We start from the raw sequence: 24220 nt of genomic DNA on the forward strand, positions 1-24220 counted from the left end.
TCTTCAACTTCTAGCTGTCAGTGTGTCAACGTTTCCACCATGAGGTCGATTTAATGCAATTTCCGGGGCGATGCTGCGGTCATTCCGCGGCAGGGTCAAAAAATGTTTGGTCGATACCCGTTGCACGATCAGGTAAGACGTGGCAGCCCTTTGCGCGGCAGTCAGGAACGGCAGGCATGAAACGCGCAGAACAGGTGACATTTGGCGGCTCGGCACTGGATCGGGCGGGTTTGCTGCGCGGCGACGCGGACAAACTGGCACAGGTTTATAGTGACCCTTTGGCAACATGTGTGTTGCTGTGGCGCGGCAAACTGTTGGTTGAGGGTGAGGCACTGGACCGGCTCGTCCGGCTTCCGATGACGCACAAGATTCTCGAACAGGGCCCGGGCGGTGTGATCGAGCAACCGATTTTCCTTGGAAAATCCGAGGATGGTTCGCCGCTTTTTGCCATGGACATCTCGGGCTGGTCGGCTGAAGGGCTGGATTTATCCGGTGTCGGAGATTTTGTCGACCGCAGCGAACAGCAGCACCCTGATCTGCCCGAGGGGTGTGTCTTTGCCGAGCTGCGCCGCATCATGACACGCCTCAACCCACGAGACGCAGAGATTGCGGCAACCGCCAAGGCGGTGATCGGCTGGCACGAAACGCATCAATTCTGTGCCCGATGTGGTGCCCGCAGCGAGATGTCTCAGGGTGGTTGGCAGCGCAGTTGCCCGGCCTGCGGCGGCCAGCATTTCCCGCGCACCGATCCCGTGGTCATCATGTTGATTACACATGGCAATTCAGTGCTGATGGGGCGCTCTCCGGGCTGGCCTGAAGGCATGTATTCGCTTTTGGCTGGTTTTGTTGAGCCCGGTGAAACGCTGGAAGCCGCTGTGCGGCGCGAAGTGATGGAAGAGGCCGGCGTGCCCGTGGGTGCGGTGAGCTATCTCGCAAGCCAACCCTGGCCCTTTCCCGCATCCCTGATGTTTGGATGCGCAGGCGAGGCGTTATCGCGCGATATCCAGATCGATCCGGTCGAGATCGAGGATGCGATCTGGGTCACACGGACCGAGATGATGCAGGCCTTCGCTGGGGATCACCCTAAGCTGTTGCCTGCCCGAAAAGGTGCGATTGCGCACTTTTTGTTGCAACACTGGCTTGCAGACACGTTGGACTGACGAGAAACTGAACCCAATCTAGGGCAGAGAAAAGCAAACATGCAGTTTTCAGCGCAGGAAGATATCGATGTCCCAATCGAGACGGTCTTCACCATGGTCTCGGATTTTGAACGCTTCGAACGCAAAGCCTTGCGGCGCGGGGTCGATGTGCGTCGGGTCACGGGGTCGGTTGTGCCGCAGGCCGGAATAAGCTGGGAGACCGAATTCAAGATACGTGGCAAGCCACGTCATATCATTATCGAGATGACTGAATGCGACCGCCCGTCCTTGATGCGGTTCCAGTCCAGCAGCAAGGGAATGAACGGCGACACGGTGATCGAGCTTTTGGCGCTTTCCCAACGTCGGACACGTCTGCGCGTTGAAACATCGCTGGGTGCGAAAACGCTGCCCGCCCGCCTATTGCTTCAATCCCTGAAGTTAGGGCAATCCCGATTCAGGCGGCAGTTCCAGACCCGTCTCAGCGAATTCGCGCGCGATATGGAGGAACGACACCTCCATGGTGTCTGACAACCGAGAAGTAGATGAGCACTTTAACGAGACCGATCATACGCGACGCTGTCGAAGCCGATGCGGATGGCTTGTCTGGTGTGCTAACAGCGCTTGTAGCGGCTGGAAAGCGGACCAAGCCCGCCGACAGCGCCTTTGCACTGACGCATTGCATCTGCGACCCTGAGCGGATTCAGTGTGGCCTTGCCGTTGCGCCGGACGGACAAATACTGGGTTTCCAGTCGTTGAAGCTTGCCACCCGAAACAACCCGTATGGCGTTGCGGTCGGGTGGGGCATCATTGGGACGCATATCAAACCGTCCGCTGCGCGATGTGGTATCGGTCGGGCGTTGTTCAAACGTTCTCTTCAAGCCGCTCGGCAGCAGGGATTGCCCGCTATCGATGCTACGATCGGGGCCAATAATTTCGACGGCCTTGGCTATTATGAGGCGATGGGATTCAGAGAGTACCGGCAGATGGATGGCGCGATTTGCAAGGTCTATCGCATGGGGACCGGAGTGACCAACCCGTAGTCCGCCGCACTTTCAGGATGTCGCACCGAAGGACTCTAATCACTGTTCTAAGGTGCAAGCGTAGCTGCCCCGCCTATCCAGGCCGTTCCTTTGAAGGGGCGAGCCAATTACCCGCACTATCCACGGGGTTGCGCCGCCGGATAAACGCCGAGGACTTCTACGTTGGTGGTAAAATGCTCAAGCTCATCCATCGCCAGTTGCACATTTCGATCGTCTGGATGACCCACGATATCGGCATAGAACTGGGTCGCGGTGAAGGACCCGTCGACCATATAGCTTTCCAGCTTAGTCATGTTGATTCCGTTGGTGGCAAATCCGCCCATCGCTTTGTACAGCGCTGCCGGGATGTTACGCACCTGAAAGACAAAACTTGTGATCATGCCGTGATCACCACGGCGCGATTCGTCGGCCTCACGAGACATCACCAGAAAACGGGTCGTGTTGTCGCCCTGATCTTCAATGTGACGGGCCAAAACGTTGAGGCCGTAAATCTCACCTGCCAGCTCACTGGCTAACGCTGCGGAGTGTTTGTCGCCGATCTCGGCGACCTCGCGTGCGGCACGAGCATTATCCGGGCTGACCCTGCCACGAATTCCGTGTTGCTTCAGGAAACCTGCGCATTGTGGTAGCAAGACGAGGTGGGAATGCGCCTCAGTGATATCCTCCAGAGTCGCGCCCGGTACGCCCAACAGGTTGATGTGCACGCGCACAAATGCTTCGTCGATGATGTGCAACCCGCTGTGCGGAAGCAGGCGGTGAATATCGGCCACACGACCATAGGTGGTATTTTCCACCGGTAGCATGGCCAGATCAGCCTCACCTGAGCGCACTGATTCGATCACATCTTCGAAAGTGCGGCAGGGCAGGGCGTCCATATCCGGTCGCGCGTTCCGGCAGGCTTCGTGACTGTATGCGCCGGGTTCTCCCTGAAATGCTATGCGATTGGTCATTTGGTCGTTTCCGTGCAACAAGTTCTTGAATTGGGCGTTTAGTCGCGGTGTCTATACCTTGCGTCTTCTCAGGGGAAGCCTTAGACACCCCGCAGACAGCTGAAATGGACACGCGATCAAAATGTTCGACACGATGACAGTTACCAAAGCCGCAGCCGGCTTGTTTGGCACCTTCCTGGTGTTGCTTCTGGCAAAATGGGGGGCGGATGTCCTCTATAGCTCTGACAGCCATCTTGCCGAAGCTGCTTACATTATCGAAACCGAAAGCTCGGGCGAAAGCGCGGACGGCGAAGAAGTAGTCTTTGAAGATATGTTGGCTGCAGCCGATCCGGAAAAAGGCGCGCGCGTATTCCGCAAGTGCACCGCTTGCCACAAACTGGAAGACGGCGCCAATGGTACAGGTCCTTACCTTTACGGTGTCGTAGATCGCCCGGTTGCCTCAGCTAAAGGCTTTACCGGTTATTCGGCCTCGATGCAGGCGCATGGTGGCAACTGGACACCCGAAGCCCTGGACGCGTTCCTGGAACGCCCAAGCGCCTATATCTCGGGCACTTCGATGAGCTTTGCTGGCCTGAAAAAACCACAAGAACGCGCCGATCTGATTGCGTATCTGCAGACCATCGGCAACTGATCTGTTGATCAGATTTGCAGGATTTAAAGCCGCTGCCTTGCGCAGCGGCTTTATTTTTTGTCTGAGAAGAACTTCACAAAGCGTTCACGCATTCTAAACTTGCAACTGACAGTGCTGGACCTTTAGCTGGCGGGCACGACAATGAAGATGACAGAAATTCAGAGGACGAGCCTGATGAAACCCCTTCTGCCCCAGATGCGCTTTACCGGAATTCACGCTTGGGCTGCGGCTTTGGGGATTTCGGCGACACTGGTTCTGGGCAGCAGCGATCCTGCCCGTGCCAATGAAGAGGGCGTCACGCGCAGCCACGGGTATTCCTATTTCGGAAATCTGGATTATCCGGCCGACTATCCGTACTTGAACTACGTCAACCCAGACGCACCAAAGGGCGGAGAGCTGTCTTTGGCGGGCTCAGGTACGTTTGATTCCCTGAACCCTTATTCGCGCAAGGGGCGGGCAGGGGCTTTGACTACGCTTCAATATGACCCGCTGATCGAAAGTACCGCGGACAGTGTCGGGCAGTATTATGGGGTTGTTGCGGAAAGTATGGAATATGACGAAGGGCGCAATTATGTGATCTTCAATCTGCGCCCCGAAGCTATGTTCTGGGATGGCACCCCTGTGACTGCCGAAGACGTCGTCTATAGTCATCGTTTGTTCATTGAGCAGGGTTTGCCGTCTTATGCGCAAGCCGTCGGGCGCATGGTTACAGGGGCTGAAGCTCTGGATGACCACACTGTAAAATTTACTTTTAGTCCGGATGTCACCCGGCGCGGGTTGATCGAAACCGTCGGGTCGACCCCGGTATTTTCAAAAGCCTGGTTCGAGGCCGATGAAAGCCGTCGTCTGGACGAACCGCGGCTGGAGGTCGCCGTTGGTTCAGGTCCTTACAAACTGGACAGCTATGACATCAACCGCCGTATTGTCTACAAGCGTCGCGACGATTATTGGGGCAAGGATCTGCCGATCAACATAGGCCGCAACAATTACGACACTATCCGGATCGAGTATTTCGCGGATCAAACCGCCGCCTTCGAAGGGTTCAAGGCGGGCGAATACACGATGCGTATCGAAAGTGACCCCAAGCTCTGGGCCTCTAGTTACGATTTCCCGAAACTCAGCGAAGGGTTTGTCGTGCAGGACGAGATCGTGGATGGTAGCCCGCCGACGCCGTCGGGTTTCGTTTTCAATCTGGGCAAGCCTCAATTTGCCGACAAGAATGTGCGTAAAGCGCTGGCGCTGGCGTTCAATTTCGAATGGGCAAATGAATCGCTGATGTTCGGTCTGAACGCACCGCGCAGTTCATTCGTGCAGGGGACACATCTTGAAGCGACAGGCGTGCCGGAGGGTGCCGAACTGGCGTTTCTGGAAACGCTGGGTGACGTGGTTCCGGCCGAGGTGTTCAGCGAGCCTGCGCTTGTCGTCCACGAATCCAATCCAGCTCGGTTGAACGACCGTCGCAATTTGCGGCAAGCCTCGAAACTGCTGGACGAGGCTGGTTGGCCCGTCGGCGACGGCAATCTGCGCCGCAATGCCGATGGGCAGACGCTGAAGGTCAATATTCCGTATGCGTCGAGCATTCCAACCTCGACCGCCACCATGATCGAGACCTATGTGCAGAACCTGCAGTCGATCGGTGTGGATGCTTCGGCCGAGAAGGTAGATCCTTCTCAATTCACCCTGCGGCGGCGTGAGCGTGATTATGATATGGTATATTCGAACCGCTATGGCTCGTTCCTGTCGACCGGCGGGGGTCTCAGTCAGATGTACGGATCGGAAGAAGCCGCGTTTAGCTTGTTCAACCCTGCCGGTCTTGCCAGCCCACTTGTTGACGCTGTGATCGAAGCGTCATTCGACACGACAAATCAGGCGGAACAGGATGCTGCGCTGATGGCGTTGGATCGTGTCTTGCGTTATGAGTTCTTCGTCATTCCCGATGGGTATGTGGCGGATTACTGGACGGCTTATTACGACATGTACGAATACCCTGAAAACCTGCCTCCATTCTCGCTTGGGTATCTCGATCTGTGGTGGATCAACCCCGAGAAAGAGGCTGACCTGAAAGCCAAAGGCGCGCTGCGATAACATGGGCGCCTATATCCTAAGACGCCTGTTGCTGGTCATTCCGACCCTTCTGGGCATCATGATCGTCAACTTCACGCTGGTGCAGTTCGTGCCCGGTGGTCCCATTGAACAGATCATCGCGCAGATCGAAGGGCAGGGCGACGTCTTTGCTGGGTTCGCTGGTGGTGGCGATGCCGGAGCCGGGGCCGAGCCCGCAGGTGGTGCCTTTGATGACAAATACGTCGGTGCGCGTGGCCTTCCGCCCGAATTCATTGCTGAACTGGAAAAAGAGTTTGGCTTCGACAAACCGCCACTGGAACGCTTTCTAGGCATGATGGGCAACTACCTGACGCTGGATTTTGGCGAGAGCTATTTCCGCTCGATCAGTGTGATTGATCTGGTGCTGGAAAAGATGCCGGTGTCTATTTCGCTGGGTCTGTGGTCGACGCTGATCGCCTATCTGGTCTCGATCCCGCTAGGTATCCGCAAGGCGATCAAGGACGGGTCGAGCTTTGATACTTGGACCAGCGGTGCGATCATCGTGGCCTATGCGATCCCCGGTTTCCTGTTTGCCATTCTGCTGCTGGTGTTGTTCGCCGGTGGCTCTTACTGGCAGATTTTCCCGCTACGGGGTTTGACCTCGGACAACTGGGACAGCCTCAGCCTGTTTGGGAAGATTACTGACTATTTCTGGCACATCGCTTTGCCGATAATCGCGCTGACCATCTCGGCCTTTGCAACGCTGACGCTGCTGACCAAGAACTCGTTTCTGGATGAGATCAAGAAGCAGTACGTGATGACCGCTCGCGCCAAGGGTTTGAGTGAAAGTAAGGTGCTGTATGGTCATGTCTTCCGCAACGCGATGCTGATCGTGATTGCAGGTTTCCCTGCTGTATTCATTGGTGTGTTCTTCGGTGGATCGATCATCATTGAAACCATTTTCTCGCTCGATGGTCTTGGGCGTCTGGGCTTTGAGGCCGCAGTGGCGCGCGACTATCCGGTAATTTTTGGTACGCTTTTCATATTTGGCCTGATGGGGCTGGTCGTCGGCATTATCAGCGATCTGATGTATGTGCTCGTTGACCCGCGTATCGATTTCGAAAAGCGGGAGGGGTAAATGGCACTCTCCCCTCTCAATCAGCGCCGTTGGCGCAACTTCCGGCGCAATGGCAGGGCGTTCTGGTCGCTGATCATCTTCTCGGTGTTGTTCGGCCTATCGCTGTTTGCCGAGTTCATCGCCAACGACAAACCGATCCTGGTAAAGTACCGGGGTGAAATCTACACGCCTGTCTTCAACTTTTACGCCGAGACTGAGTTCGGCGGTGATTTCCAGACCGAGGCGATCTATCGCGACCCCGAGGTCATGTGCCTGATCGATAGCGGCGGATTGGATCAGTGCTTCGACGACCCCGAAGGTATTATCGACGAAATCAAGGCGGGCACGTTCGAAGCGGATGGGTTTGAGCGAGGCTGGGCCATCTGGCCTCCAATCCCGTATTCCTTCAACACCAGCGTGGACCGCCCGGGCGCTGCACCGCTGCCGCCCAATGGTCAGAATCTGCTCGGCACTGACGACACCAAGCGAGATGTGCTAGCTCGTGTCATCTATGGCTTCCGCCTGTCGATCCTGTTCACTTTACTCGTCACCGGTGTGGCCAGTTTGATCGGCATTTTTGCTGGGGCCATTCAGGGGTTCTTTGGCGGTTGGCTGGATCTGATCTTCCAACGTATTATCGAGATCTGGTCGGCGACACCCTCGCTTTATGTCATTATCATCATGTTCGCGATTCTTGGGCGAAGTTTCTGGCTCTTGGTGATTCTGATGATCCTGTTCAGTTGGACCGGACTGGTGGGCGTCGTGCGCGCTGAATTCCTGCGGGCACGAAATTTGGAGTATGTCCGTGCCGCGCGGGCGCTGGGCGTGGGTAACATGACGATCATGTTTCGCCACATGCTGCCTAATGCGATGGTCGCCACGCTGACCTTCATGCCGTTCATCGTGACTGGAACCATCGGTGGGCTGGCTTCGCTGGATTTCCTTGGCTTCGGTTTGCCGTCTTCAGCACCGTCGCTTGGAGAGTTGACTTTGCAGGCGAAACAGAACCTTCAGGCACCGTGGTTGGCCTTCACTGCCTTCTTCACCTTTGCCATCATGCTGTCGCTGTTGGTCTTCATTTTTGAAGGCGTCCGCGATGCGTTTGATCCCAGAAAGACCTTCTCATGAGCCTTTTGGATGTGAACAACCTCAAGGTCTCGTTTCGGCAGGACGGGCAGGTGAGTGCGGCAGTCAAAGGCGTGTCCTTTACCGTCGACCGGGGTGAAACGGTGGCTTTGGTGGGCGAATCCGGCTCGGGCAAATCCGTGACGGCGTTGAGCACTGTGTCGCTGCTGGGTGATAGCGCAATTGTCGAAGGCTCGGTCACTTATGAAGGGCAAGAGATGATCGGCGCGTCCGAAGACAGGTTGATGGACGTGCGCGGCAACGACATTAGTTTCATCTTTCAGGAGCCGATGACCTCGCTCAACCCGCTGCACACGATCCAGAAACAGATGGCGGAATCGCTGGCTCTGCATCAGGGCGTTACCGGCGATGAGGCGCGGGAACGGATTGTAGAACTGCTGACCAAGGTCGGCATCCGAGACCCCGAGGAACGGCTCGACAGCTATCCGCACCAGTTGTCCGGCGGGCAGCGTCAACGCGTGATGATCGCGATGGCGTTGGCGAACAAGCCGGACATTTTAATCGCGGATGAGCCGACAACGGCGCTGGACGTCACCATCCAGGCGCAGATTCTGGAGTTGCTGGCCGAACTGCAAAAGTCCGAGAACATGGGGATGTTGTTCATCACCCATGACCTTGGCATCGTCCGCCGCATCGCCGACCGGGTTTGCGTGATGAAGGACGGTGAAATCGTCGAAGCCGGAGTGACAACGGAGATTTTCGACAACCCGCAACACCCCTATACTCGCAAGCTTCTGGAGGCCGAGCCGTCCGGGCACCCCGACCCGGTGGCCCCGGATGCCGAAGAGGTAGCCCGCACCGATCACCTGAAAGTCTGGTTCCCGATCCAGCGCGGTTTCCTGAAACGGACCGTAGGCTATGTGAAGGCCGTCAACGACGCGACCCTCAGCGTCCGTGCCGGGGAAACGCTTGGGATCGTGGGGGAGAGCGGCTCGGGCAAGACGACGCTGGCGCTGGCGATCATGCGTCTGATCGCGTCCGAGGGCGGGATCACTTTCCGCGACCAGAATGTGCGCCGCTGGTCAACGCGCGAGTTGCGGCGATTGCGCAAGGACATGCAGATCGTATTTCAGGATCCGTTCGGCAGCCTCAGCCCGCGGATGACCTGCATGCAGATCATCGCCGAGGGGTTGGCCATCCATAAGGTCGATCCTCATCGCGCCCCGCGCGATCTGGTGGCCGAAGTGATGAACGAGGTCGGATTGGACCCCTCTGCGATGGACCGCTATCCGCATGAGTTTTCCGGCGGGCAACGCCAGCGGATCGCCATCGCCCGCGCCATGGTGTTGCGGCCCAAGCTGCTGGTTCTGGACGAGCCTACAAGTGCGCTGGACATGACCGTGCAGGTGCAGATCGTTGACCTGCTGCGTGACCTGCAAAGGAAATACGGGCTGGCCTACCTGTTTATCAGCCACGACCTGAAGGTCGTGCGCGCGATGTCACATAACGTAATCGTCATGCGAAACGGCGATGTCGTCGAGATGGGCGCTGCCGAAGATTTGTTCGAACACGCCCAGACCGATTACACGCGCGAACTGATCGCGGCAGCGGGCTGATACGCAGCCCGCGCCTTTGATGTCAGGCTATTTCCTTGTTTTTGGCTGACGCGGGAACGGGGCCGCGTAGCTCTTCATAGTGATCGAATTGTAGTTTGACCCAACCGGTCCCGCGGGTAGCACTGGCAAGTGTGCGGTGCAGTTCATCCTCGGCCACGGCGGGGAGTGTCGCATTGAATATTTCCCAGCCTGAGGCGTTGGGGTTGCCTTCAAACCCAAGAACCTGCCCCTGCAGCGAGCTGATCGTCGGGACAAGATCGCCGACGAAGGTTGAGGGCAGATGGATTTCGGCGTTCAGGATAGGTTGCAGGACGACGGGTTTCGCCTCGGGTAGCGCTTCGCGCACGGCATTCTTGCCAGCGGTGCGGAAAGCATAGTCGGAACTATCCACGTTATGGTGTTTGCCGTCGCTGAGCGTCACCTTGACGTCCACCACAGGGAAACCTTCAGGCCCCTCAACCAGTGCGTCCTTGGCCCCATGTTCAACCGAAGGAATGTAGTTCCGGGGCACGGCCCCGCCTTTCACCACTTCCTCGAACTGGAACCCCGAGCCGCGCGGCAGCGGAGCGATGGATATGACCACATCGGCAAACTGCCCCGCACCGCCGGATTGCTTGCGGTGGCGATGGCGATGATCGACCTTTGTGCGAATGGTTTCGCGATAGGCGGTTCCGGCGGCCTCGGCCTCGATCTCGATGCCAAAATCCTCGGCGAGTTTGGCGGTCACGCGCCGCATATGCTGCGGACCTTGTGAGCCCAGAATGGAATGACCGCTCAGCTCGTCTTGCTCCAGATGCAGGCCGGGGTCGATCTCAACCAGCCGGGTCAACGCATTCGACAGGCGCACGTCGTCTCGCTCATGCGCAGGCGATACGACCTGACGATGCGCGGCAGGATGGGATGAGGCCCATTCCGGCAACGGCGTTGCCGCCGCGCTGTCATAGATGAAGCCAGGATTAAGGTGGTCGGATTTGACAGCAAGGCCAATATGTCCGGCTTCAAGCACGCTGATCTGGGTCTTGGCGTCCAAGGTTGTCAGGTTTCCAACAGTTTCGCCGCCAAGGGATTCATGTGCTTTCACGCCGTCGCCCAGACCGCGCAAAACGGTGATCTTGCCGATATGCTTCTTCACATCCGCAAAGCCGGCAATGGCACGGGCGTTTTCTTCGGCCTCATCCCGGTCAGCTGCAATGTTGAATTCCGGTGCTTCATGACGCAGCGCTTTCATCAAACGGGTCAGACCGTTGCCATGGCTCGCGGCACCGAGGCAGGCCGGGATAAGCTGATGGTTCTGCAAGACCTGTGCGGCCAGCTCGTAGACCTCGTCGCTTGGGGGCTGTTTGTCCTCAATCAGTTGCTCCAGCAGATTGTCATCGAAATCCGATAGGGTCTCCAACAACTCGGTGCGTGCTTCCTGTTCGCGGTCTTCCGCTGATTGCGGTAGCTCGATCAGGGCCGAGGGCTGCCCCTCCTGATACTTCCAGGCGCGCTCCGAGATCAGATCGACTGCGCCGATAATGGTGTCTCCGTCCCGGATCGGCACCTGCCGCAGAGCGATGTGGTGGGTGCAATAGGTCTGCAGCGCAGCAACGATGTCGCGGATGCGGCCATTGGGGCTGTCCATGCGGTTGATGAACAAGAAGCAGGGAATGCCCGCCTCTTCGACCAACCTTAGATACGGGGCACACAGAACGGCGGCATCCGGATCGGGTGGGACAACCACAACTGCTGCGTCCGAGATCGCCATGGCCGGGCCGACATAGGCTAGCGCATCGCCGCCTCCGTCCACGTCCACCGCGCACCACGGTTCGTTTAAATAAGAAAAACCGTGCAGATGCACGGTTCCGGCAACATCGAATGTGGTGGGCCGCCCGTCGAGGCGGCTGATCGCTTCGACCAAGGTGGATTTGCCCGATTGGCTGGGGCCGAGGACGGTGAAAACGCGCATGAGTGCTGTCCCTCTTTCAGGTTGCAGTATGGCTGCACGAAAAGGGCTGTCGAACGCATGCGCGTCGGCAAGAACTGTCTGCGTTTGCCTGCCTCAGGCTGTGAAGAGGTGGATCTCTCCACCCCTTGAGTGTGGAGAAAACCGAAGGCATGCGTCAAGCCCCCGTGCCGGTTTGTAAGGGAAGGTCGCGAAAAACGACCTGCCGAAGAGTGTTCAGATCGCGGAACTATGCCCAGCCTTACTCAGATCATACGTGTCAAAGCTGCGCGCGATCATGCGGGTCAGCGCACGTGCTTCGGGCGGTATGAACAATCCGTTTTCATCCACGCGTAGCAACCCGTCGAAGGCCGCGTTTGCTGTTGCGTACATTTGCTGCAGTTCCGCAGTTGAAATGTCATAATCGCGCAGAATCTCGGCCGAGTTGATTTGGAAATCGCACATCAATGCTTCGATCAGACGCGACCGTAGAACATCCTGACCTTTGAACAAATGCCCGCGCGACGTCGAGAACCGCCCTTCGCGAATGGCCTTCGTGTGAGCCGAGGTTGCCGGTGCGTTCTGCGCATATCCTTGCGGGAAGCGTGAGATCGAGCTGGCACCCAAGCCAATCAGGATTGGGGCCTGATCGTCCGTGTAGCCTTGGAAATTCCGTTTCAATCGACCAGCGCGCAGCGCATGGGTCAGCCCATCGTCCTGCGTCGCGAAGTGGTCAATCCCGATCTCGGCATAATTGTCCCATAGGAACAGTCGCCGGGCGGTTTCAAAAAGTTCCAGTCGCTGTTCCGGTGTGGGCAGGGCATCTGATGGAATCAACTGCTGGCGCTTGGCCATCCACGGCACATGCGCGTAGCCATAGAGTGCGACCCGGTCAGGGTTCAGCGACAACAGCTTTTGCACACTTTCGGTCATGCGCGCCTTGGTCTGGTGGGGCAGGCCATAAAGGATGTCCGCATTCAGGCTGGATATACCACGCGCTCGGATCATCTCGGCTGCTTCGCGGGTGGTGTCATAGCTTTGAATGCGACCGATGGTTTTCTGGATTTCGTCGTCAAAATCCTGAACACCGATCGATGCGCGGTTCATCCCGGCTTCGGCCAGTGCATCCAGCCGGGCTTCGTCGATCTCATTCGGATCGATCTCGACGGAAAACTCGGCGTCTGGGCCTAAAGGCACAATCTCAAGGATTCGCGCGGCCAGATCCCGCATCAGGTCTGCATTCAACAGCGTCGGCGTGCCGCCGCCCCAGTGCAGCCGCGACAATGTAACACCCTCTGGCAGGCGTGCCGCCAGCAAATCCAGCTCGGCCTTTAGCACGTCGACATAGGCGATGACCGGGTTATCCGTCTGGGTGCCTTGTGTCCGGCAGGCGCAAAACCAGCACAGCCGACGGCAGAAGGGTACGTGGATGTAAAGCGAGATTGAACTGCCCGGAGCAATCCCGGAAATCCAGTCGCTAAACAGATCAGCCCCGACGTCATTGCTGAAGTGGGGTGCGGTGGGATAGCTTGTGTAACGCGGTACTTTCGCGTCAAAAAGTCCAAGCCGTGCCAGTTGAGGTTTCAGTGTCATAAAGATATGACTATAGCTGGAGGGCCCAGGGTACTTTGACCGAAATCAAATGGAAGCGCGAATGACACTCAAGGCCCAATTCGACCACACCAATTGCGCAGAATGCCCGATCCGGCATCGTGCGGTGTGCGCGCATTGCGAAAAGGACGAGCTGGAAGAGCTTGAGAACATCAAGTACTACCGCAGCTTTGAGGCGGGGCAGACAATCATCTGGTCCGGCGATCCGATGAATTTTGTCGGCTCGGTCGTGTCGGGAATCGCGTCTTTGACACAGACGATGGAGGATGGGCGCAGGCAAATGGTCGGCCTGCTGCTGCCCAGCGATTTCGTGGGTCGCCCTGGACGAGACAACGCGCCATACGACGTGGTGGCGACCACCGATCTGATGATGTGTTGTTTCCGCAAAAAGCCGTTCGAGGACATGATGATCACGACGCCGCACATCTCGCAGCGTCTGCTGGAAATGACGCTGGACGAATTGGATGCGGCCCGTGAGTGGATGCTGGTGCTTGGGCGCAAGACGGCGCGGGAAAAGATTGCCAGCCTGCTTTCGATCATCGCGCGCCGGGACGCATCGATTCATCAAGCCGGAATGGTAGCTCCGATTGTCTTTGACCTGCCACTGACGCGCGAGGCGATGGCCGACTATCTTGGGCTGACCCTGGAAACTGTCAGCCGGCAGATTTCCGCCTTGAAGAAAGATCAGGTCATTACTCTGGCAGGTAAACGCCATGTAACAATCCCCGATATGGGGCGCCTAATGGAAGAGGCGGGCGACGATACCGATGGCGGATTTCTGGTCTGATGCCTCAGCCCGCCGCCCTCGAACAATTGGGAGTCCCTTATGGAATTTAGCGGTTTACTCGCCATGCTGTTCATCGGCGCGATTGCTGGCTGGCTTTCGGGAAAAATCATGGAAGGGCGTGGGTTCGGCCTGATCGGGAATATTATAGTCGGGATTGTCGGTGCGTTTCTGGCAGGCACGATCTTTCCAGCTCTGGGCTTTGCGGTTGGCGGAGGGCTCATCTCTTCGATCTTCTTTGCCACTATCGGCGCGGTGATCCTGCTGTTCCTGATCGGCCTGATCCGCAAGACATAAAGCCGCACCAGAGACGGGCGGCTTTTGCGTTTGTTGGCGTCGTCAGTGAGCCAGAAACACGGGGATTTCTGATTGCTCCAGCATATTGCGGGTCGCACCGCCCAAAATGGCCTCGCGAAAGCGCGAATGGCCATAGGCCCCCATAACGATCATATCGGCCTCGGTATCGGCAGCGTGGCGATTGAGGATGTCCGAGACGCGCGTCATGGTCTTGCTGAGCACGTCGATTTCGCACTTCACCCCATGTCGCGCCAGCATCTGAGATAGCAGACCGCCCGGGTCCGATCGATCCGGCCCATGACGCGGTGGATCAATCACAACAATCCGTGTGAGTTCGGCCTGCTTCAAGAATGGCAACGCGCGACGGATGGCGCGCATCGCTTCGACGCTTTCGTTCCAGCCCACCATGACGGTTTTAGGGGCCGAAATCGGTTTGTTATCATCGGGCACCAATAGCACCGGCGAATGGCCTTCGAACATGGCGGCCTCGACGATGGGTTCCGCTTCTGCGTCGCGGTCTTTTCCATAAGGTCGGGGCAATACCACGAGATCCGAAAAGCGTGCGCGGCGTGCGACATGTCGCCCGAGATCAGCGATCTGAGCTACCCCGTTTTCAGCGGACCAGCGCACGCCCGACTTACCCAGATAATCCTGAGCGTAGGCGAGTATCTCGTCCGCCTCGGCATTGGCGCGGCTCAGGGTCTCCTGCAGGATCAAAGCGTTTGCACCGGCATAATAATAACCGGTCTGACTGCGATCGACGCCAAGACACAACGCTTCGACATGGGCGTCCTGCCCTTCTGCCAATGCCACCATTTGTGCCAGTGCGTTCTGAGAAAGCTTGGTTTCCGTCATGACCGTAAGAAGAGATTTAAATGCCATGTCGACCTCATGTTTCCGGCGCTGTCCGTTGCCAGCGCGTGTCTGTTTCTGCAAAATACCTCTCACAGAAAACAGGGGCTTGTCTTGATGCAGATCAAAGCGTCAAAGGCGACCTCGCTGCATTACAGCATGCAGTCAAAAAGGTTTCGCGTGACACGAAGAATCGCGCGAGGCATGGCAAAGGGACGCAATATGTCAAATTACATCAAGCTGATCGTGCTTGGGCTGGTGGTGCTGTTCGCAGCCATCGGCTCTAACTACGCACGGGATTTGGCGTATCAGGTGCACGCGATTCTGGTGATGTTGATCGCCGGCGGTCTGTTCATCTGGACGCTTAGAAACACGGAAGAGCCAGATATCCTCGTCGACCGCTCTGGTGAGTATATGGATGACGTGATCCGCTACGGCGTGATCGCAACCGCATTCTGGGGGGTAGTCGGGTTCCTGGCAGGGACTTTTATTGCGTTCCAGCTAGCCTTTCCGGCGCTGAACTTCGAATGGGCGCAGGGCTATCTTAATTTCGGGCGTCTGCGGCCTTTGCATACATCGGCGGTTATCTTTGCCTTTGGCGGTAACGCGTTGATCGCAACTTCGTTCTATGTCGTACAGCGCACCAGCGCTGCGCGACTTTGGGGTGGAAACCTGGCATGGTTCGTGTTCTGGGGCTATCAGCTGTTCATCGTGCTTGCGGCAACCGGTTATATACTTGGTGGAACGCAGTCGAAAGAATATGCCGAACCTGAATGGTACGTTGACCTGTGGCTGACCGTTGTCTGGGTTGCCTATCTGGCTGTTTATCTGGGCACGATCATCAAGCGGAAAGAGCCGCACATCTACGTGGCAAACTGGTTCTATCTGGCCTTTATCGTGACTGTCGCCATGCTGCACCTGGTCAACAACATGACCATCCCGGTCAGCATCTGGGGATCGAAATCGGTCATCGTCTGGTCTGGTGTTCAGGATGCCATGATCCAGTGGTGGTATGGCCACAACGCCGTGGGCTTCTTCCTGACTGCCGGTTTCCTGGGTATGATGTACTACTTCATCCCGAAACAGGCTGAGCGTCCAGTATTCAGCTACAAGCTGTCGATCATCCACTTCTGGGCGCTGATCTTCCTGTATATCTGGGCCGGCCCGCACCACCTGCACTATACCGCGCTGCCTGATTGGGCCTCGACCCTTGGCATGGTATTCTCGGTGATCCTATGGATGCCTTCGTGGGGTGGTATGATAAACGGTCTGATGACCCTGTCGGGTGCATGGGACAAACTACGCACTGACCCAGTGATCCGGATGATGGTGATTTCGGTCGGCTTTTACGGCATGTCCACGTTCGAGGGTCCGATGATGTCGATCCGCGCTGTGAACAGCCTCAGCCACTATACCGACTGGACTATTGGTCACGTACATTCGGGCGCGCTGGGCTGGAACGGTATGATCACCTTTGGTGCTCTTTACTTCCTAGTCCCTGTTCTGTGGAAGCGTGAGCGTCTGTACTCGCTGCAGCTGGTCAGCTGGCACTTTTGGCTCGCCACCATTGGCATCGTTCTCTACGCGGCGTCGATGTGGGTCACCGGTATCATGGAAGGCCTGATGTGGCGTGAAGTGGACGCCAATGGCTTCTTGGTGAATTCGTTCGCTGACACCGTTGCCGCGAAGTTCCCGATGTATGTGGTGCGTGCGCTGGGTGGCGTGATGTTCGTCGCTGGCTCGCTGATCATGTGCTACAACCTGTGGATGACTGTACGGAAAGCGCCGGCCAAAGAGGCCAGCCTGACCGTCGCGGTCCCGGCTGAATAAGGAGGGCCGGAGCAATGGCAATTCTCGACAAACACAAGATCCTCGAGACCAACGCGACCCTCCTGCTGATCTTCAGCTTTCTGGTCGTGACCATCGGTGGCATCGTACAGATCGCGCCCCTGTTCTATCTTGAGAACACCATCGAGAAGGTGGAGGGTATGCGCCCTTACACCCCTCTCGAACTGGCGGGGCGTGAGGTTTATCTGCGCGAAGGCTGCTATGTTTGCCACAGCCAGATGATCCGCCCGATGCGGGATGAGGTTGAACGTTATGGCCACTACTCGCTGGCGGCTGAATCCATGTATGATCATCCGTTCCAATGGGGATCCAAACGCACCGGGCCGGATATTGCCCGCGTCGGTGGCCGGTATTCGGATCAATGGCAGGTGGACCACCTGCGCGATCCACAATCGGTGGTGCCGGAATCGGTGATGCCGAAATACGGCTTCCTTGAGGATCGTAAGCTAGACGGCAAGTATATCGGTGACATCATGGCGGCAAATGCCGTGGTCGGCACCCCGTATACCGACGAGATGCTTGAACAGGCGCAGGCCGATTTTCGGGCGCAGGCCGATCCGGACAGCGATTATGATGGATTGTTGGAACGCTATGGCGACAAGGTCAATGTGCGTAACTTTGACGGTCAGCCCGAGCTGACTGAAATGGATGCGTTGGTTGCTTACCTCCAGATGCTGGGCACGCTGGTCGATTTCTCGACTTTCACCCCGGACGCAAGCCGTTAAAGGAGGGTGTGATGGAACTATACACAATTCTAAGGCAGTTCGCGGATAGCTGGATGTTGCTGCTCCTGTTCTCGTTTTTTATTGGCATCATCATCTGGGTTTTCCGCCCTGGTGCCAGCAAGGAATACAAGGACACCGCCAACATCCCGTTCCGGCACGCTGATGCCCCAGCGCCCCGTCGGGGCGACGACAAACCCGCCACATCCAAGGAGGCGCGGCAATGAGTAAGACACCTGAAAAACAGCCGGGCGATCCTAACACCACGGGTCACAGCTGGGACGGAATCGAGGAATTCGATAATCCGATGCCACGCTGGTGGCTTTGGACCTTTTACGCGACCATCATTTGGGGCGTGATCTACACGATCATGTACCCCGCATGGCCCTTGGTTCAATCGGCAACCGCCGGTGTACTGGGTTGGTCCTCGCGCGAGCTGGTGCAGCAGGAAATGGTCGCGTTCGAAGAAGCGAATGCGCCGTGGAATGCCAAGTTGGTGGAAACACCGCTGGAAGAAATCTCGGCCGACGCGGAGCTGCAACAATACGCAGTTAACTCTGGTGGCGCTGTGTTCCGAACCTGGTGCGCGCAGTGCCACGGATCGGGCGCGCAGGGTGCGCCGGGTTTCCCGAACCTGCTGGATGACGCCTGGCTGTGGGGCGGCTCGCTTGAGGATATCGAGTACACCATCGCCTATGGCATCCGGAACGAGGAAAGCGACGACGCGCGCTATTCCGAGATGCCGGCCTTTGGTGAGATCCTCGAAAAGGATGAGATCACTCAAGTGGTTCAATACGTCATGTCCCTGACCAACGCCCAGACCGATGACGCGGCGGCGCAGGCAGGCAAGGTTGTGTTCGAAGACAACTGCGCGGCTTGCCACGGTGATGACGGCAAAGGCGACGTTTCCCAAGGTGCGCCGAATCTGACCGATGCGATCTGGCTTTACGGCGGCAGCCAAGAGGCCCTGACCGAGACGGTCACCTACAGCCGCTTTGGCGTGATGCCCCCATGGGAAAATCGCCTGACCGACGCGCAAATCCGCGCCGTGACGGCGTATGTTCATCAGTTGGGTGGTGGTCAGTAAGGGTTAAAAGAACACCTCCGGGCGGTCTCCCGCCCGAAGGTCTAGGCACCGGCTGTTCCATCTGTTCGCGCGTTTCCAGAACAGCCGGTGCCGATTTTCAAACAATAGGGCTGCAATCTCTGCCGGTCCAGATACGGCATTCAAACCAGTATCAAAGATCGTTCAGATTTACATCGCGCGGGTTTTCTCTCCACCAATGATGTTCGGGCAGCCAGCGCCGCTTGCGACGGCCCGGCTTTGGCGCATCGTAGATGTGAGGCGTATTGATGCGTGTCGCGTTCAAAAAAGATCTGGCGAATACGGTCAGCATGGTTTCCCTCCTGTGCAGAGTTGTTTCTGAGCTTTAAGATTGACCTTTCGCACGCCGAATGCGACTCAATTACCATTCCAATGTGTAAGTAGGGTTTACATATGGACTGGCTATCACTGCCACCGTTGGCCTCTCTCAGGGCTTTTGCAGCCTTCGCTGAGAAGCGAAGTGTTGTCGAGGCCGGTGCTGCGCTCAATGTTAGCCACGCTGCAATCAGCCAGCAGCTTCGCGCGCTCGAGAAACATCTGGGCGCGGCTCTGCTGGACCGAACGGGCAAAGCGCTGACACTTACCGCGGAAGGTGAACATCTGGCCCGTGCCCTGCAGCTTGGATTTGGTGCGATCGAGGCTGCTGTGGGTGATCTGGCTCGCTCGGCTCGGGACCGCCCGGTTCATGTGTCGCTGACGTCTTCCTTCGCTGCATCTTGGCTGATGCCGCGACTGCCGAGTTTCCGCGCGACGCATCCCGACGTAAACCTGATCCTAGATCCAACCTTTGAGGTGGTCGAGCTGCAACCGGGTGGCGTGGATGTAGCGATCCGTTATGGCGCCGGCGGTTGGCCGGGGGTGGAGTGTGAGATGTTGTTGCAGACGCCGATGGTCATCGTCGCCTCACCCACACTATTGGGTAACAAGACCGATTGGTCCCCGGCAGAACTTGCGCAGTTGCCGTGGCTTGAGGAAATTGGCACGACTGAGGGGACAAAATGGCTGACTGAGCGAGGTGTCGGACCCGAACGCGGCGCGGGGCGTACGCAGCTTCCCGGTAACCTGCTGCTGGATGGTTTGCGGTCTGGACAAGGGGTCACCGTCACTGTGCGACAATTCGTCGAAGCGGACATCAAAGCGGGCCGCATCGTCGAACTGTTCGCAGAGCCGGATATGCGCGGGTATTATATAGTTACGCAAAAACAAGCTCTTAGGCGATCCGTAAAAATCTTCATCAACTGGCTGAGGCGCGAAGCGCGAAGCCAGCAGTAATTCACGCGTCTAAAGGTGTCTGCGCGATGCGCGTTTTGACCCATGTCAAAGTCCCTTGCCTCGTGATCTGGAAGAACACACACTCAGAATAGCCAGTTGCGGAGCCAGCCTGTGAGCGATTCCAATCCCACCCCCAGTCTCTACGCCGCCAGAGAGCCGATTTTCCCGAGACGTGTGTCCGGCCCGTTTCGCAATTTGAAATGGATCATCATGGCGGTGACGCTGGGCATTTACTATGTGACGCCTTGGATCAGGTGGGATCGCGGTCCAAGCCTTCCGGATCAGGCCGTTCTTCTGGATCTGGCGAACCGCCGCTTCTATTTCTTCTGGATCGAGATTTGGCCGCACGAGTTCTATTTTGTCGCTGGGCTGCTGATCATGGCAGGATTGGGTCTGTTCCTGTTCACCTCGGCGCTTGGGCGGGTCTGGTGCGGGTATGCCTGCCCGCAGACGGTTTGGACGGACCTGTATATCCTTGTCGAGCGCTGGATCGAGGGCGACCGTAATGCGCGCCTGCGTCTGCACAGGCAGAAAAAGCTGGATTTCCGCAAGGCGCGGCTGCGCCTGACCAAGTGGGTCGCTTGGTTCTTCATCGGGCTCGCAACTGGTGGCGCCTGGGTTTTCTATTTTGCGGATGCACCAACTCTGGCGCGTGATCTGGTCACCGGAAACGCGCATCCAGTGGCCTATACGACGATGCTGATTCTGACCGGCACCACATTTTTCTTCGGTGGCTTTGCACGCGAACAAATCTGCATCTATGCCTGCCCATGGCCGCGCATTCAGGCCGCGATGATGGACGAGGATACCCTGGTCGTCGGATATCGCGAATGGCGGGGTGAACCACGCGGCAAAGGCAAACGTACGGCTGACAGCGAGCTGGGCGATTGCATCGATTGTATGGCTTGCGTCAATGTCTGTCCGGTAGGGATCGACATTCGAGACGGTCAGCAACTGGAATGCATTACCTGTGCGCTTTGCATCGACGCCTGCGATGACATGATGGCCAAGATAGGCAAGCCCCGTGGTCTGATCGATTATATGGCGCTGAGTGATGAGGCCCGCGAACGCGAAGGTCAGCCACCCAAAAACGTTTGGAAACACATCCTGCGTCCGCGCACGATCCTGTACACGGCGCTATGGTCACTGGTCGGATTTGCATTGCTCTTTGCGCTGTTCATTCGTTCGGATATCGATTTGACGGTTGCGCCGGTGCGGAACCCGACTTTCGTTACCCTTTCAGATGGCACGATCCGTAACACCTATGATGTACGCCTGCGCAACAAACATGGCGAGGATCGGCCATTCAAACTGACGATTGCGGGCGATCCATCGCTGCAGATTGAAATCGAAGGTGTTGAAGGCGAGACTGTTAATGTCACTGCAGATACGGCACAATTGACCCGCGTCTATATCACCGCTCCGCAGGGTACTGCCCCTGCGGCGGCTGACAGCACATCGGTTCGCATCTGGGTCGAAGATCTGGAAAGTGGTGAGCGGGCCTACAAGGATACCAGTTTCAACGGACGAGGAAGCTGAGAATGGCAGAACGTCAATTCACAGGCAAACACGCATTGGCGGTATTTGTCGCGGCCTTTGGCGTGATCATCACGGTGAACCTCGTCTTGGCTTATAGTGCAATCAAGACCTTTCCGGGGCTTGAGGTGAAGAACTCTTATGTAGCCAGCCAGGAGTTCAATGAACGTTTGAAGGAACAGCAGGCCCTGGGTTGGAACATCAAGGCCGAGCTGACCGGAGGGCTGCTGGTGCTATACATAACCGATCAGACCGGTTCCCCTGTTGAAGTGGCAGATCTGCAGGCCGTGGTGGGGCGCGCCACCCATGTGAAGGAAGACTTCTCGCCGGACTTTACTTTTGATGGCATCGCCTATGCCGCTCCGGCTGCCCTGGGCAAAGGGAACTGGAACATTCGCCTTGTGGCCAAAGCAAAAGATGGTGCCGAGTTCGCGCAACGTGTGCCCCTGTATGTGAAAGGTTAGAGATGGTTGCGCAAGCCACCCCATCTCGGGCAGCCTGTCCTGGCTGCATCGCAGCCCCGGCAGAAGCGGCGCGGCCAATCCCAGAGGATGTGCAGATCGCGCTGTCGCTGCCGGGCATCCACTGCTCGGCCTGCATCTCTACGGTCGAGCGTGAGTTGAATGCCCATCCCGGCGTTGAAGACGCGCGGGTCAATCTCACGCTGAAACGCGCGATGATCAAGGCGGCACCGGATACGCGCGCCGCCGATCTGATCCCGGTGCTGGAGCGCGCTGGCTTTGAAGCCCACGAACTGGATCCGGGTGCGCTTTCGGCTACGCAAACCGATAAGGCCGGGCGCGATCTGCTGATGCGGCTGGCAGTGGCGGGTTTTGCTTCGATGAACGTGATGCTGTTATCGGTGTCGGTCTGGTCCGGCGCCACCGATGCGACGCGCGACATGTTCCACTGGATATCTGCGGCGATTGCGCTGCCTGCAATTGCGTTCTCGGCCCAGCCTTTCTTTTCCAACGCCTGGAGCGCGCTGCGCGTACGCCGGTTGAATATGGATGTGCCGATTGTTTTGGCGATACTGCTAGCTCTGGTCACGTCGCTTTGGGAAACTGCACTCAGCGGTGAACATGCTTATTTCGACGCGGCTTTGACCCTGACATTCTTCCTGCTAGCGGGCAGGTATTTGGACTATCGCACCCGTGCCGCGGCACGTTCGGCTGCCGAAGAACTAACCGCGCTGGAGGTCCCGCGCGCCATCCGGCTAGTGGATGGGACCGAAGCGGAAGTGGCTGTGGCGAGCCTTAACGTGGGTGATCTGATTCTGGTTCGCCCCGGAGGGCGTATGCCAGTGGATGGCGAAATCATCTCGGGCCAGTCCGAGTTGGACCGGTCGCTGCTGACCGGGGAAACCCTCCCGGTCTTTGCCGAGGCCGGGCTGAACGTCAGTGCAGGTGAGGTTAACCTGACCGGCCCTCTGACCATCCGTGCGACGGCAGTCGGGGAAGATACCTCGCTGCACCGTATGGCGGATCTGGTAGCCATCGCTGAATCGGGCCGGTCACGGTATACCTCTCTGGCGGACAAAGCCGCCAAGCTTTATGCACCGGGGGTGCATATACTCTCCGCGCTCAGCTTCTTAGGATGGTATATTTATTCGGGCGATATCCGGACGGCGCTGAATATCGCTGCGGCGGTTTTGATCATCACATGTCCCTGCGCGCTGGGCTTGGCAGTGCCGGCGGTAACCACTGCAGCATCAGGCCGATTGTTCCGCAGTGGCATGCTGATCAAACACGCGACCGCGTTAGAACGGTTGGCCGAAGTGGATACGGTGGTGTTCGACAAGACCGGAACCCTCACATCCGGTGCGCCTGAGTTGACCAACCTTGGTGATCATTCGCGTACCGATTTGCAAGTGGCTCTGGCATTGGCCGAAGCGTCTTCGCACCCCTTGTCTCTTGCCCTTGCAAAGGCTGCGCGTGAGGCCGGGATCAAGCCTGCCAAGTTGCACGATGTTGTTGAGGTGCCGGGATATGGCACTGAGGGCGTTTACCGTGATCAGCAGGTCCGGCTGGGTCGAGCGGCCTGGGTCGGCGGCGAAGATGGTGAGCAGACCGCAGCCTGGCTCGCAATTGGATCGCAGACGCCATCGCGCTTTACTTTTACCGACAGTCTGCGCGCAGGCGCTGCCGAGGCGATTGCGGCTTTCCGCGCTGCTGGCAAAGACGTCATCCTGATTTCCGGCGATACGCAAGGCGCGGTTCAGGCCTTGGCGGGCAAGCTTGGCATTGAGAACTGGATCGCCCAGGCCTTGCCTCAAGACAAAGCCGCCAAGGTGCAGCAGCTGAGTGATCAGGGTCGGCACGTTCTGATGGTCGGCGATGGGCTGAACGATACGGCGGCATTGGCGGCGGCGCATGTGTCGATTTCTCCGGCCAGCGCCTTGGATGCCGCGCGGGTAGCGTCGGATATCGTGCTACTGGGCAATGATCTGTCCCCAATCGCTGAGGCTTGCGATACAGCCGTCAGGGCGACCCGTCGGATTCGCGAGAATTTCCGGATCGCCACTGTCTATAACATCATCGCGGTCCCGCTGGCCGTTGCCGGGTTGGCGACACCCCTTATTGCGGCATTGGCGATGTCGACCTCGTCGATTACCGTGTCGTTGAACGCCTTGCGGCTGAGGTAACTC

23 protein-coding genes are annotated in these 24220 nt (G+C 57.6%); 18 read left to right on the forward strand and 5 right to left on the reverse strand.

Features of this window, described 5'->3' with window-relative positions; all coding sequences use genetic code 11:
- Positions 1–176 precede the first annotated feature (176 nt).
- The 3 genes from nudC to ACR0CZ_RS03585 are packed head-to-tail and all read left to right on the forward strand — an operon-like array spanning position 177 to position 2179.
- Positions 177–1160, forward strand: a complete 984-nt coding sequence (gene nudC, locus ACR0CZ_RS03575; protein WP_170398672.1) for an NAD(+) diphosphatase — start codon at positions 177–179, stop codon at positions 1158–1160.
- 39 nt (positions 1161–1199) lie between these two features.
- Complete coding sequence (locus ACR0CZ_RS03580; protein WP_170398669.1) at positions 1200–1667, forward strand: SRPBCC family protein; 468 nt, start codon at positions 1200–1202, stop codon at positions 1665–1667.
- A gap of 14 nt (positions 1668–1681) precedes the next feature.
- The gene (locus tag ACR0CZ_RS03585; RefSeq protein WP_170398666.1) at positions 1682–2179 is read left to right on the forward strand and encodes a GNAT family N-acetyltransferase; all 498 of its coding nucleotides are present in this window, start codon (positions 1682–1684) and stop codon (positions 2177–2179) included.
- A gap of 116 nt (positions 2180–2295) precedes the next feature.
- Here ACR0CZ_RS03585 and ACR0CZ_RS03590 read toward each other — a convergent pair whose 3' ends face one another.
- Positions 2296–3129: a prephenate dehydratase gene (locus ACR0CZ_RS03590; protein ID WP_480537076.1), complete on the reverse strand. Its 834-nt coding sequence runs from the start codon at positions 3127–3129 to the stop codon at positions 2296–2298.
- Positions 3130–3250: 121 nt separating this feature from the next.
- Between ACR0CZ_RS03590 and ACR0CZ_RS03595 the strand changes: the two genes are divergently transcribed.
- The 5 genes from ACR0CZ_RS03595 (at position 3251) to ACR0CZ_RS03615 (ending at position 9622) form a co-directional block, all read left to right on the forward strand.
- Positions 3251–3760 carry a c-type cytochrome gene (locus ACR0CZ_RS03595; protein ID WP_170398660.1) on the forward strand — a complete coding sequence of 170 codons (510 nt, stop codon included), beginning with the start codon at positions 3251–3253 and terminating at the stop codon, positions 3758–3760.
- Between the two features lie 174 nt (positions 3761–3934).
- The gene (locus tag ACR0CZ_RS03600) at positions 3935–5845 is read left to right on the forward strand and encodes an extracellular solute-binding protein (protein WP_170398657.1); all 1911 of its coding nucleotides are present in this window, start codon (positions 3935–3937) and stop codon (positions 5843–5845) included.
- 1 nt (position 5846) lies between these two features.
- Positions 5847–6941, forward strand: coding sequence for a microcin C ABC transporter permease YejB (locus ACR0CZ_RS03605; protein ID WP_170398655.1), 1095 nt, complete (start codon positions 5847–5849; stop codon positions 6939–6941).
- Positions 6942–8048 carry an ABC transporter permease gene (locus tag ACR0CZ_RS03610; protein ID WP_170398652.1) on the forward strand — a complete coding sequence of 369 codons (1107 nt, stop codon included), beginning with the start codon at positions 6942–6944 and terminating at the stop codon, positions 8046–8048.
- Positions 8045–9622, forward strand: coding sequence for an ABC transporter ATP-binding protein (locus ACR0CZ_RS03615; RefSeq protein ID WP_170398649.1), 1578 nt, complete (start codon positions 8045–8047; stop codon positions 9620–9622). The genes ACR0CZ_RS03610 and ACR0CZ_RS03615 overlap by 4 nt, the downstream gene beginning before the upstream one ends.
- A gap of 22 nt (positions 9623–9644) precedes the next feature.
- On the opposite strand, the gene ACR0CZ_RS03620 is transcribed toward ACR0CZ_RS03615, so the two are convergent.
- Both ACR0CZ_RS03620 and hemN read right to left on the reverse strand, forming a co-directional pair.
- Positions 9645–11570: an elongation factor G gene (locus tag ACR0CZ_RS03620; RefSeq protein ID WP_170398646.1), complete on the reverse strand. Its 1926-nt coding sequence runs from the start codon at positions 11568–11570 to the stop codon at positions 9645–9647.
- 213 nt (positions 11571–11783) lie between these two features.
- A complete protein-coding gene (hemN, locus tag ACR0CZ_RS03625; RefSeq protein WP_170398643.1) occupies positions 11784–13139 on the reverse strand; it encodes an oxygen-independent coproporphyrinogen III oxidase in 1356 nt (451 codons plus the stop codon).
- A gap of 61 nt (positions 13140–13200) precedes the next feature.
- On the opposite strand from hemN, the gene fnrL reads away from it, so the two are divergent.
- Entirely contained in the window at positions 13201–13944 is a 744-nt protein-coding gene (gene fnrL, locus ACR0CZ_RS03630) for a transcriptional regulator FnrL (RefSeq protein WP_170398639.1), read from the forward strand.
- Between the two features lie 39 nt (positions 13945–13983).
- Entirely contained in the window at positions 13984–14238 is a 255-nt protein-coding gene (locus ACR0CZ_RS03635) for a GlsB/YeaQ/YmgE family stress response membrane protein (RefSeq protein WP_170398637.1), read from the forward strand.
- 42 nt (positions 14239–14280) lie between these two features.
- Here the strand turns inward: ACR0CZ_RS03635 and ACR0CZ_RS03640 are convergent, their stop codons facing one another.
- Positions 14281–15120 (reverse strand): universal stress protein, encoded by an 840-nt coding sequence (locus ACR0CZ_RS03640; protein WP_170398633.1) that lies wholly within the window; start codon positions 15118–15120, stop codon positions 14281–14283.
- A 192-nt stretch (positions 15121–15312) separates the two neighbouring features.
- Here ACR0CZ_RS03640 and ccoN point away from each other — a divergent pair, with 192 nt between their 5' ends.
- From ccoN to ccoP, 4 genes are read left to right on the forward strand one after another with little or no spacing between them, the layout of a single operon-like run.
- Positions 15313–16920 (forward strand): cytochrome-c oxidase, cbb3-type subunit I, encoded by a 1608-nt coding sequence (gene ccoN, locus ACR0CZ_RS03645; protein ID WP_170398630.1) that lies wholly within the window; start codon positions 15313–15315, stop codon positions 16918–16920.
- Positions 16921–16934: 14 nt separating this feature from the next.
- Entirely contained in the window at positions 16935–17663 is a 729-nt protein-coding gene (gene ccoO / locus ACR0CZ_RS03650; RefSeq protein WP_170398627.1) for a cytochrome-c oxidase, cbb3-type subunit II, read from the forward strand.
- 11 nt (positions 17664–17674) lie between these two features.
- Complete coding sequence (locus tag ACR0CZ_RS03655; protein WP_170398624.1) at positions 17675–17887, forward strand: cbb3-type cytochrome c oxidase subunit 3; 213 nt, start codon at positions 17675–17677, stop codon at positions 17885–17887.
- The gene (ccoP, locus tag ACR0CZ_RS03660; protein ID WP_170398621.1) at positions 17884–18747 is read left to right on the forward strand and encodes a cytochrome-c oxidase, cbb3-type subunit III; all 864 of its coding nucleotides are present in this window, start codon (positions 17884–17886) and stop codon (positions 18745–18747) included. The genes ACR0CZ_RS03655 and ccoP overlap by 4 nt, the downstream gene beginning before the upstream one ends.
- A gap of 151 nt (positions 18748–18898) precedes the next feature.
- Here the strand turns inward: ccoP and ACR0CZ_RS03665 are convergent, their stop codons facing one another.
- A complete protein-coding gene (locus ACR0CZ_RS03665) occupies positions 18899–19057 on the reverse strand; it encodes a hypothetical protein (protein ID WP_170398617.1) in 159 nt (52 codons plus the stop codon).
- A gap of 101 nt (positions 19058–19158) precedes the next feature.
- Between ACR0CZ_RS03665 and ACR0CZ_RS03670 the strand changes: the two genes are divergently transcribed.
- From ACR0CZ_RS03670 to ACR0CZ_RS03685, 4 genes are all read left to right on the forward strand, one after another.
- On the forward strand, positions 19159–20037 hold the full coding sequence (locus tag ACR0CZ_RS03670) for a LysR family transcriptional regulator (RefSeq protein WP_170398614.1): 879 nt from the start codon (positions 19159–19161) through the stop codon (positions 20035–20037).
- A 111-nt stretch (positions 20038–20148) separates the two neighbouring features.
- A complete protein-coding gene (gene ccoG, locus ACR0CZ_RS03675) occupies positions 20149–21576 on the forward strand; it encodes a cytochrome c oxidase accessory protein CcoG (protein WP_170398610.1) in 1428 nt (475 codons plus the stop codon).
- Between the two features lie 2 nt (positions 21577–21578).
- A complete protein-coding gene (locus ACR0CZ_RS03680; protein WP_170398607.1) occupies positions 21579–22037 on the forward strand; it encodes a FixH family protein in 459 nt (152 codons plus the stop codon).
- Positions 22038–22039: 2 nt separating this feature from the next.
- On the forward strand, positions 22040–24217 hold the full coding sequence (locus ACR0CZ_RS03685) for a heavy metal translocating P-type ATPase (RefSeq protein ID WP_170398603.1): 2178 nt from the start codon (positions 22040–22042) through the stop codon (positions 24215–24217).
- Positions 24218–24220 lie beyond the last annotated feature (3 nt).

This window comes from Ruegeria sp. H9, assembly GCF_056532915.1.

Bases quoted from the DNA above. Each gene is read 5' to 3' on its own strand.
- nudC (WP_170398672.1), top strand. From the start codon at position 177: ATGAAACGCGCAGAACAGGTGACATTTGGCGGCTCGGCACTGGATCGG.
- ACR0CZ_RS03580 (WP_170398669.1), top strand. From the start codon at position 1,200: ATGCAGTTTTCAGCGCAGGAAGATATCGATGTCCCAATCGAGACGGTC.
- ACR0CZ_RS03585 (WP_170398666.1), top strand. From the start codon at position 1,682: ATGAGCACTTTAACGAGACCGATCATACGCGACGCTGTCGAAGCCGAT.
- ACR0CZ_RS03590 (WP_480537076.1), bottom strand. From the start codon at position 3,129: ATGACCAATCGCATAGCATTTCAGGGAGAACCCGGCGCATACAGTCAC.
- ACR0CZ_RS03595 (WP_170398660.1), top strand. From the start codon at position 3,251: ATGTTCGACACGATGACAGTTACCAAAGCCGCAGCCGGCTTGTTTGGC.
- ACR0CZ_RS03600 (WP_170398657.1), top strand. From the start codon at position 3,935: ATGAAACCCCTTCTGCCCCAGATGCGCTTTACCGGAATTCACGCTTGG.
- ACR0CZ_RS03605 (WP_170398655.1), top strand. From the start codon at position 5,847: ATGGGCGCCTATATCCTAAGACGCCTGTTGCTGGTCATTCCGACCCTT.
- ACR0CZ_RS03610 (WP_170398652.1), top strand. From the start codon at position 6,942: ATGGCACTCTCCCCTCTCAATCAGCGCCGTTGGCGCAACTTCCGGCGC.
- ACR0CZ_RS03615 (WP_170398649.1), top strand. From the start codon at position 8,045: ATGAGCCTTTTGGATGTGAACAACCTCAAGGTCTCGTTTCGGCAGGAC.
- ACR0CZ_RS03620 (WP_170398646.1), bottom strand. From the start codon at position 11,570: ATGCGCGTTTTCACCGTCCTCGGCCCCAGCCAATCGGGCAAATCCACC.
- hemN (WP_170398643.1), bottom strand. From the start codon at position 13,139: ATGACACTGAAACCTCAACTGGCACGGCTTGGACTTTTTGACGCGAAA.
- fnrL (WP_170398639.1), top strand. From the start codon at position 13,201: ATGACACTCAAGGCCCAATTCGACCACACCAATTGCGCAGAATGCCCG.
- ACR0CZ_RS03635 (WP_170398637.1), top strand. From the start codon at position 13,984: ATGGAATTTAGCGGTTTACTCGCCATGCTGTTCATCGGCGCGATTGCT.
- ACR0CZ_RS03640 (WP_170398633.1), bottom strand. From the start codon at position 15,120: ATGGCATTTAAATCTCTTCTTACGGTCATGACGGAAACCAAGCTTTCT.
- ccoN (WP_170398630.1), top strand. From the start codon at position 15,313: ATGTCAAATTACATCAAGCTGATCGTGCTTGGGCTGGTGGTGCTGTTC.
- ccoO (WP_170398627.1), top strand. From the start codon at position 16,935: ATGGCAATTCTCGACAAACACAAGATCCTCGAGACCAACGCGACCCTC.
- ACR0CZ_RS03655 (WP_170398624.1), top strand. From the start codon at position 17,675: ATGGAACTATACACAATTCTAAGGCAGTTCGCGGATAGCTGGATGTTG.
- ccoP (WP_170398621.1), top strand. From the start codon at position 17,884: ATGAGTAAGACACCTGAAAAACAGCCGGGCGATCCTAACACCACGGGT.
- ACR0CZ_RS03665 (WP_170398617.1), bottom strand. From the start codon at position 19,057: ATGCTGACCGTATTCGCCAGATCTTTTTTGAACGCGACACGCATCAAT.
- ACR0CZ_RS03670 (WP_170398614.1), top strand. From the start codon at position 19,159: ATGGACTGGCTATCACTGCCACCGTTGGCCTCTCTCAGGGCTTTTGCA.
- ACR0CZ_RS03680 (WP_170398607.1), top strand. From the start codon at position 21,579: ATGGCAGAACGTCAATTCACAGGCAAACACGCATTGGCGGTATTTGTC.
- ACR0CZ_RS03685 (WP_170398603.1), top strand. From the start codon at position 22,040: ATGGTTGCGCAAGCCACCCCATCTCGGGCAGCCTGTCCTGGCTGCATC.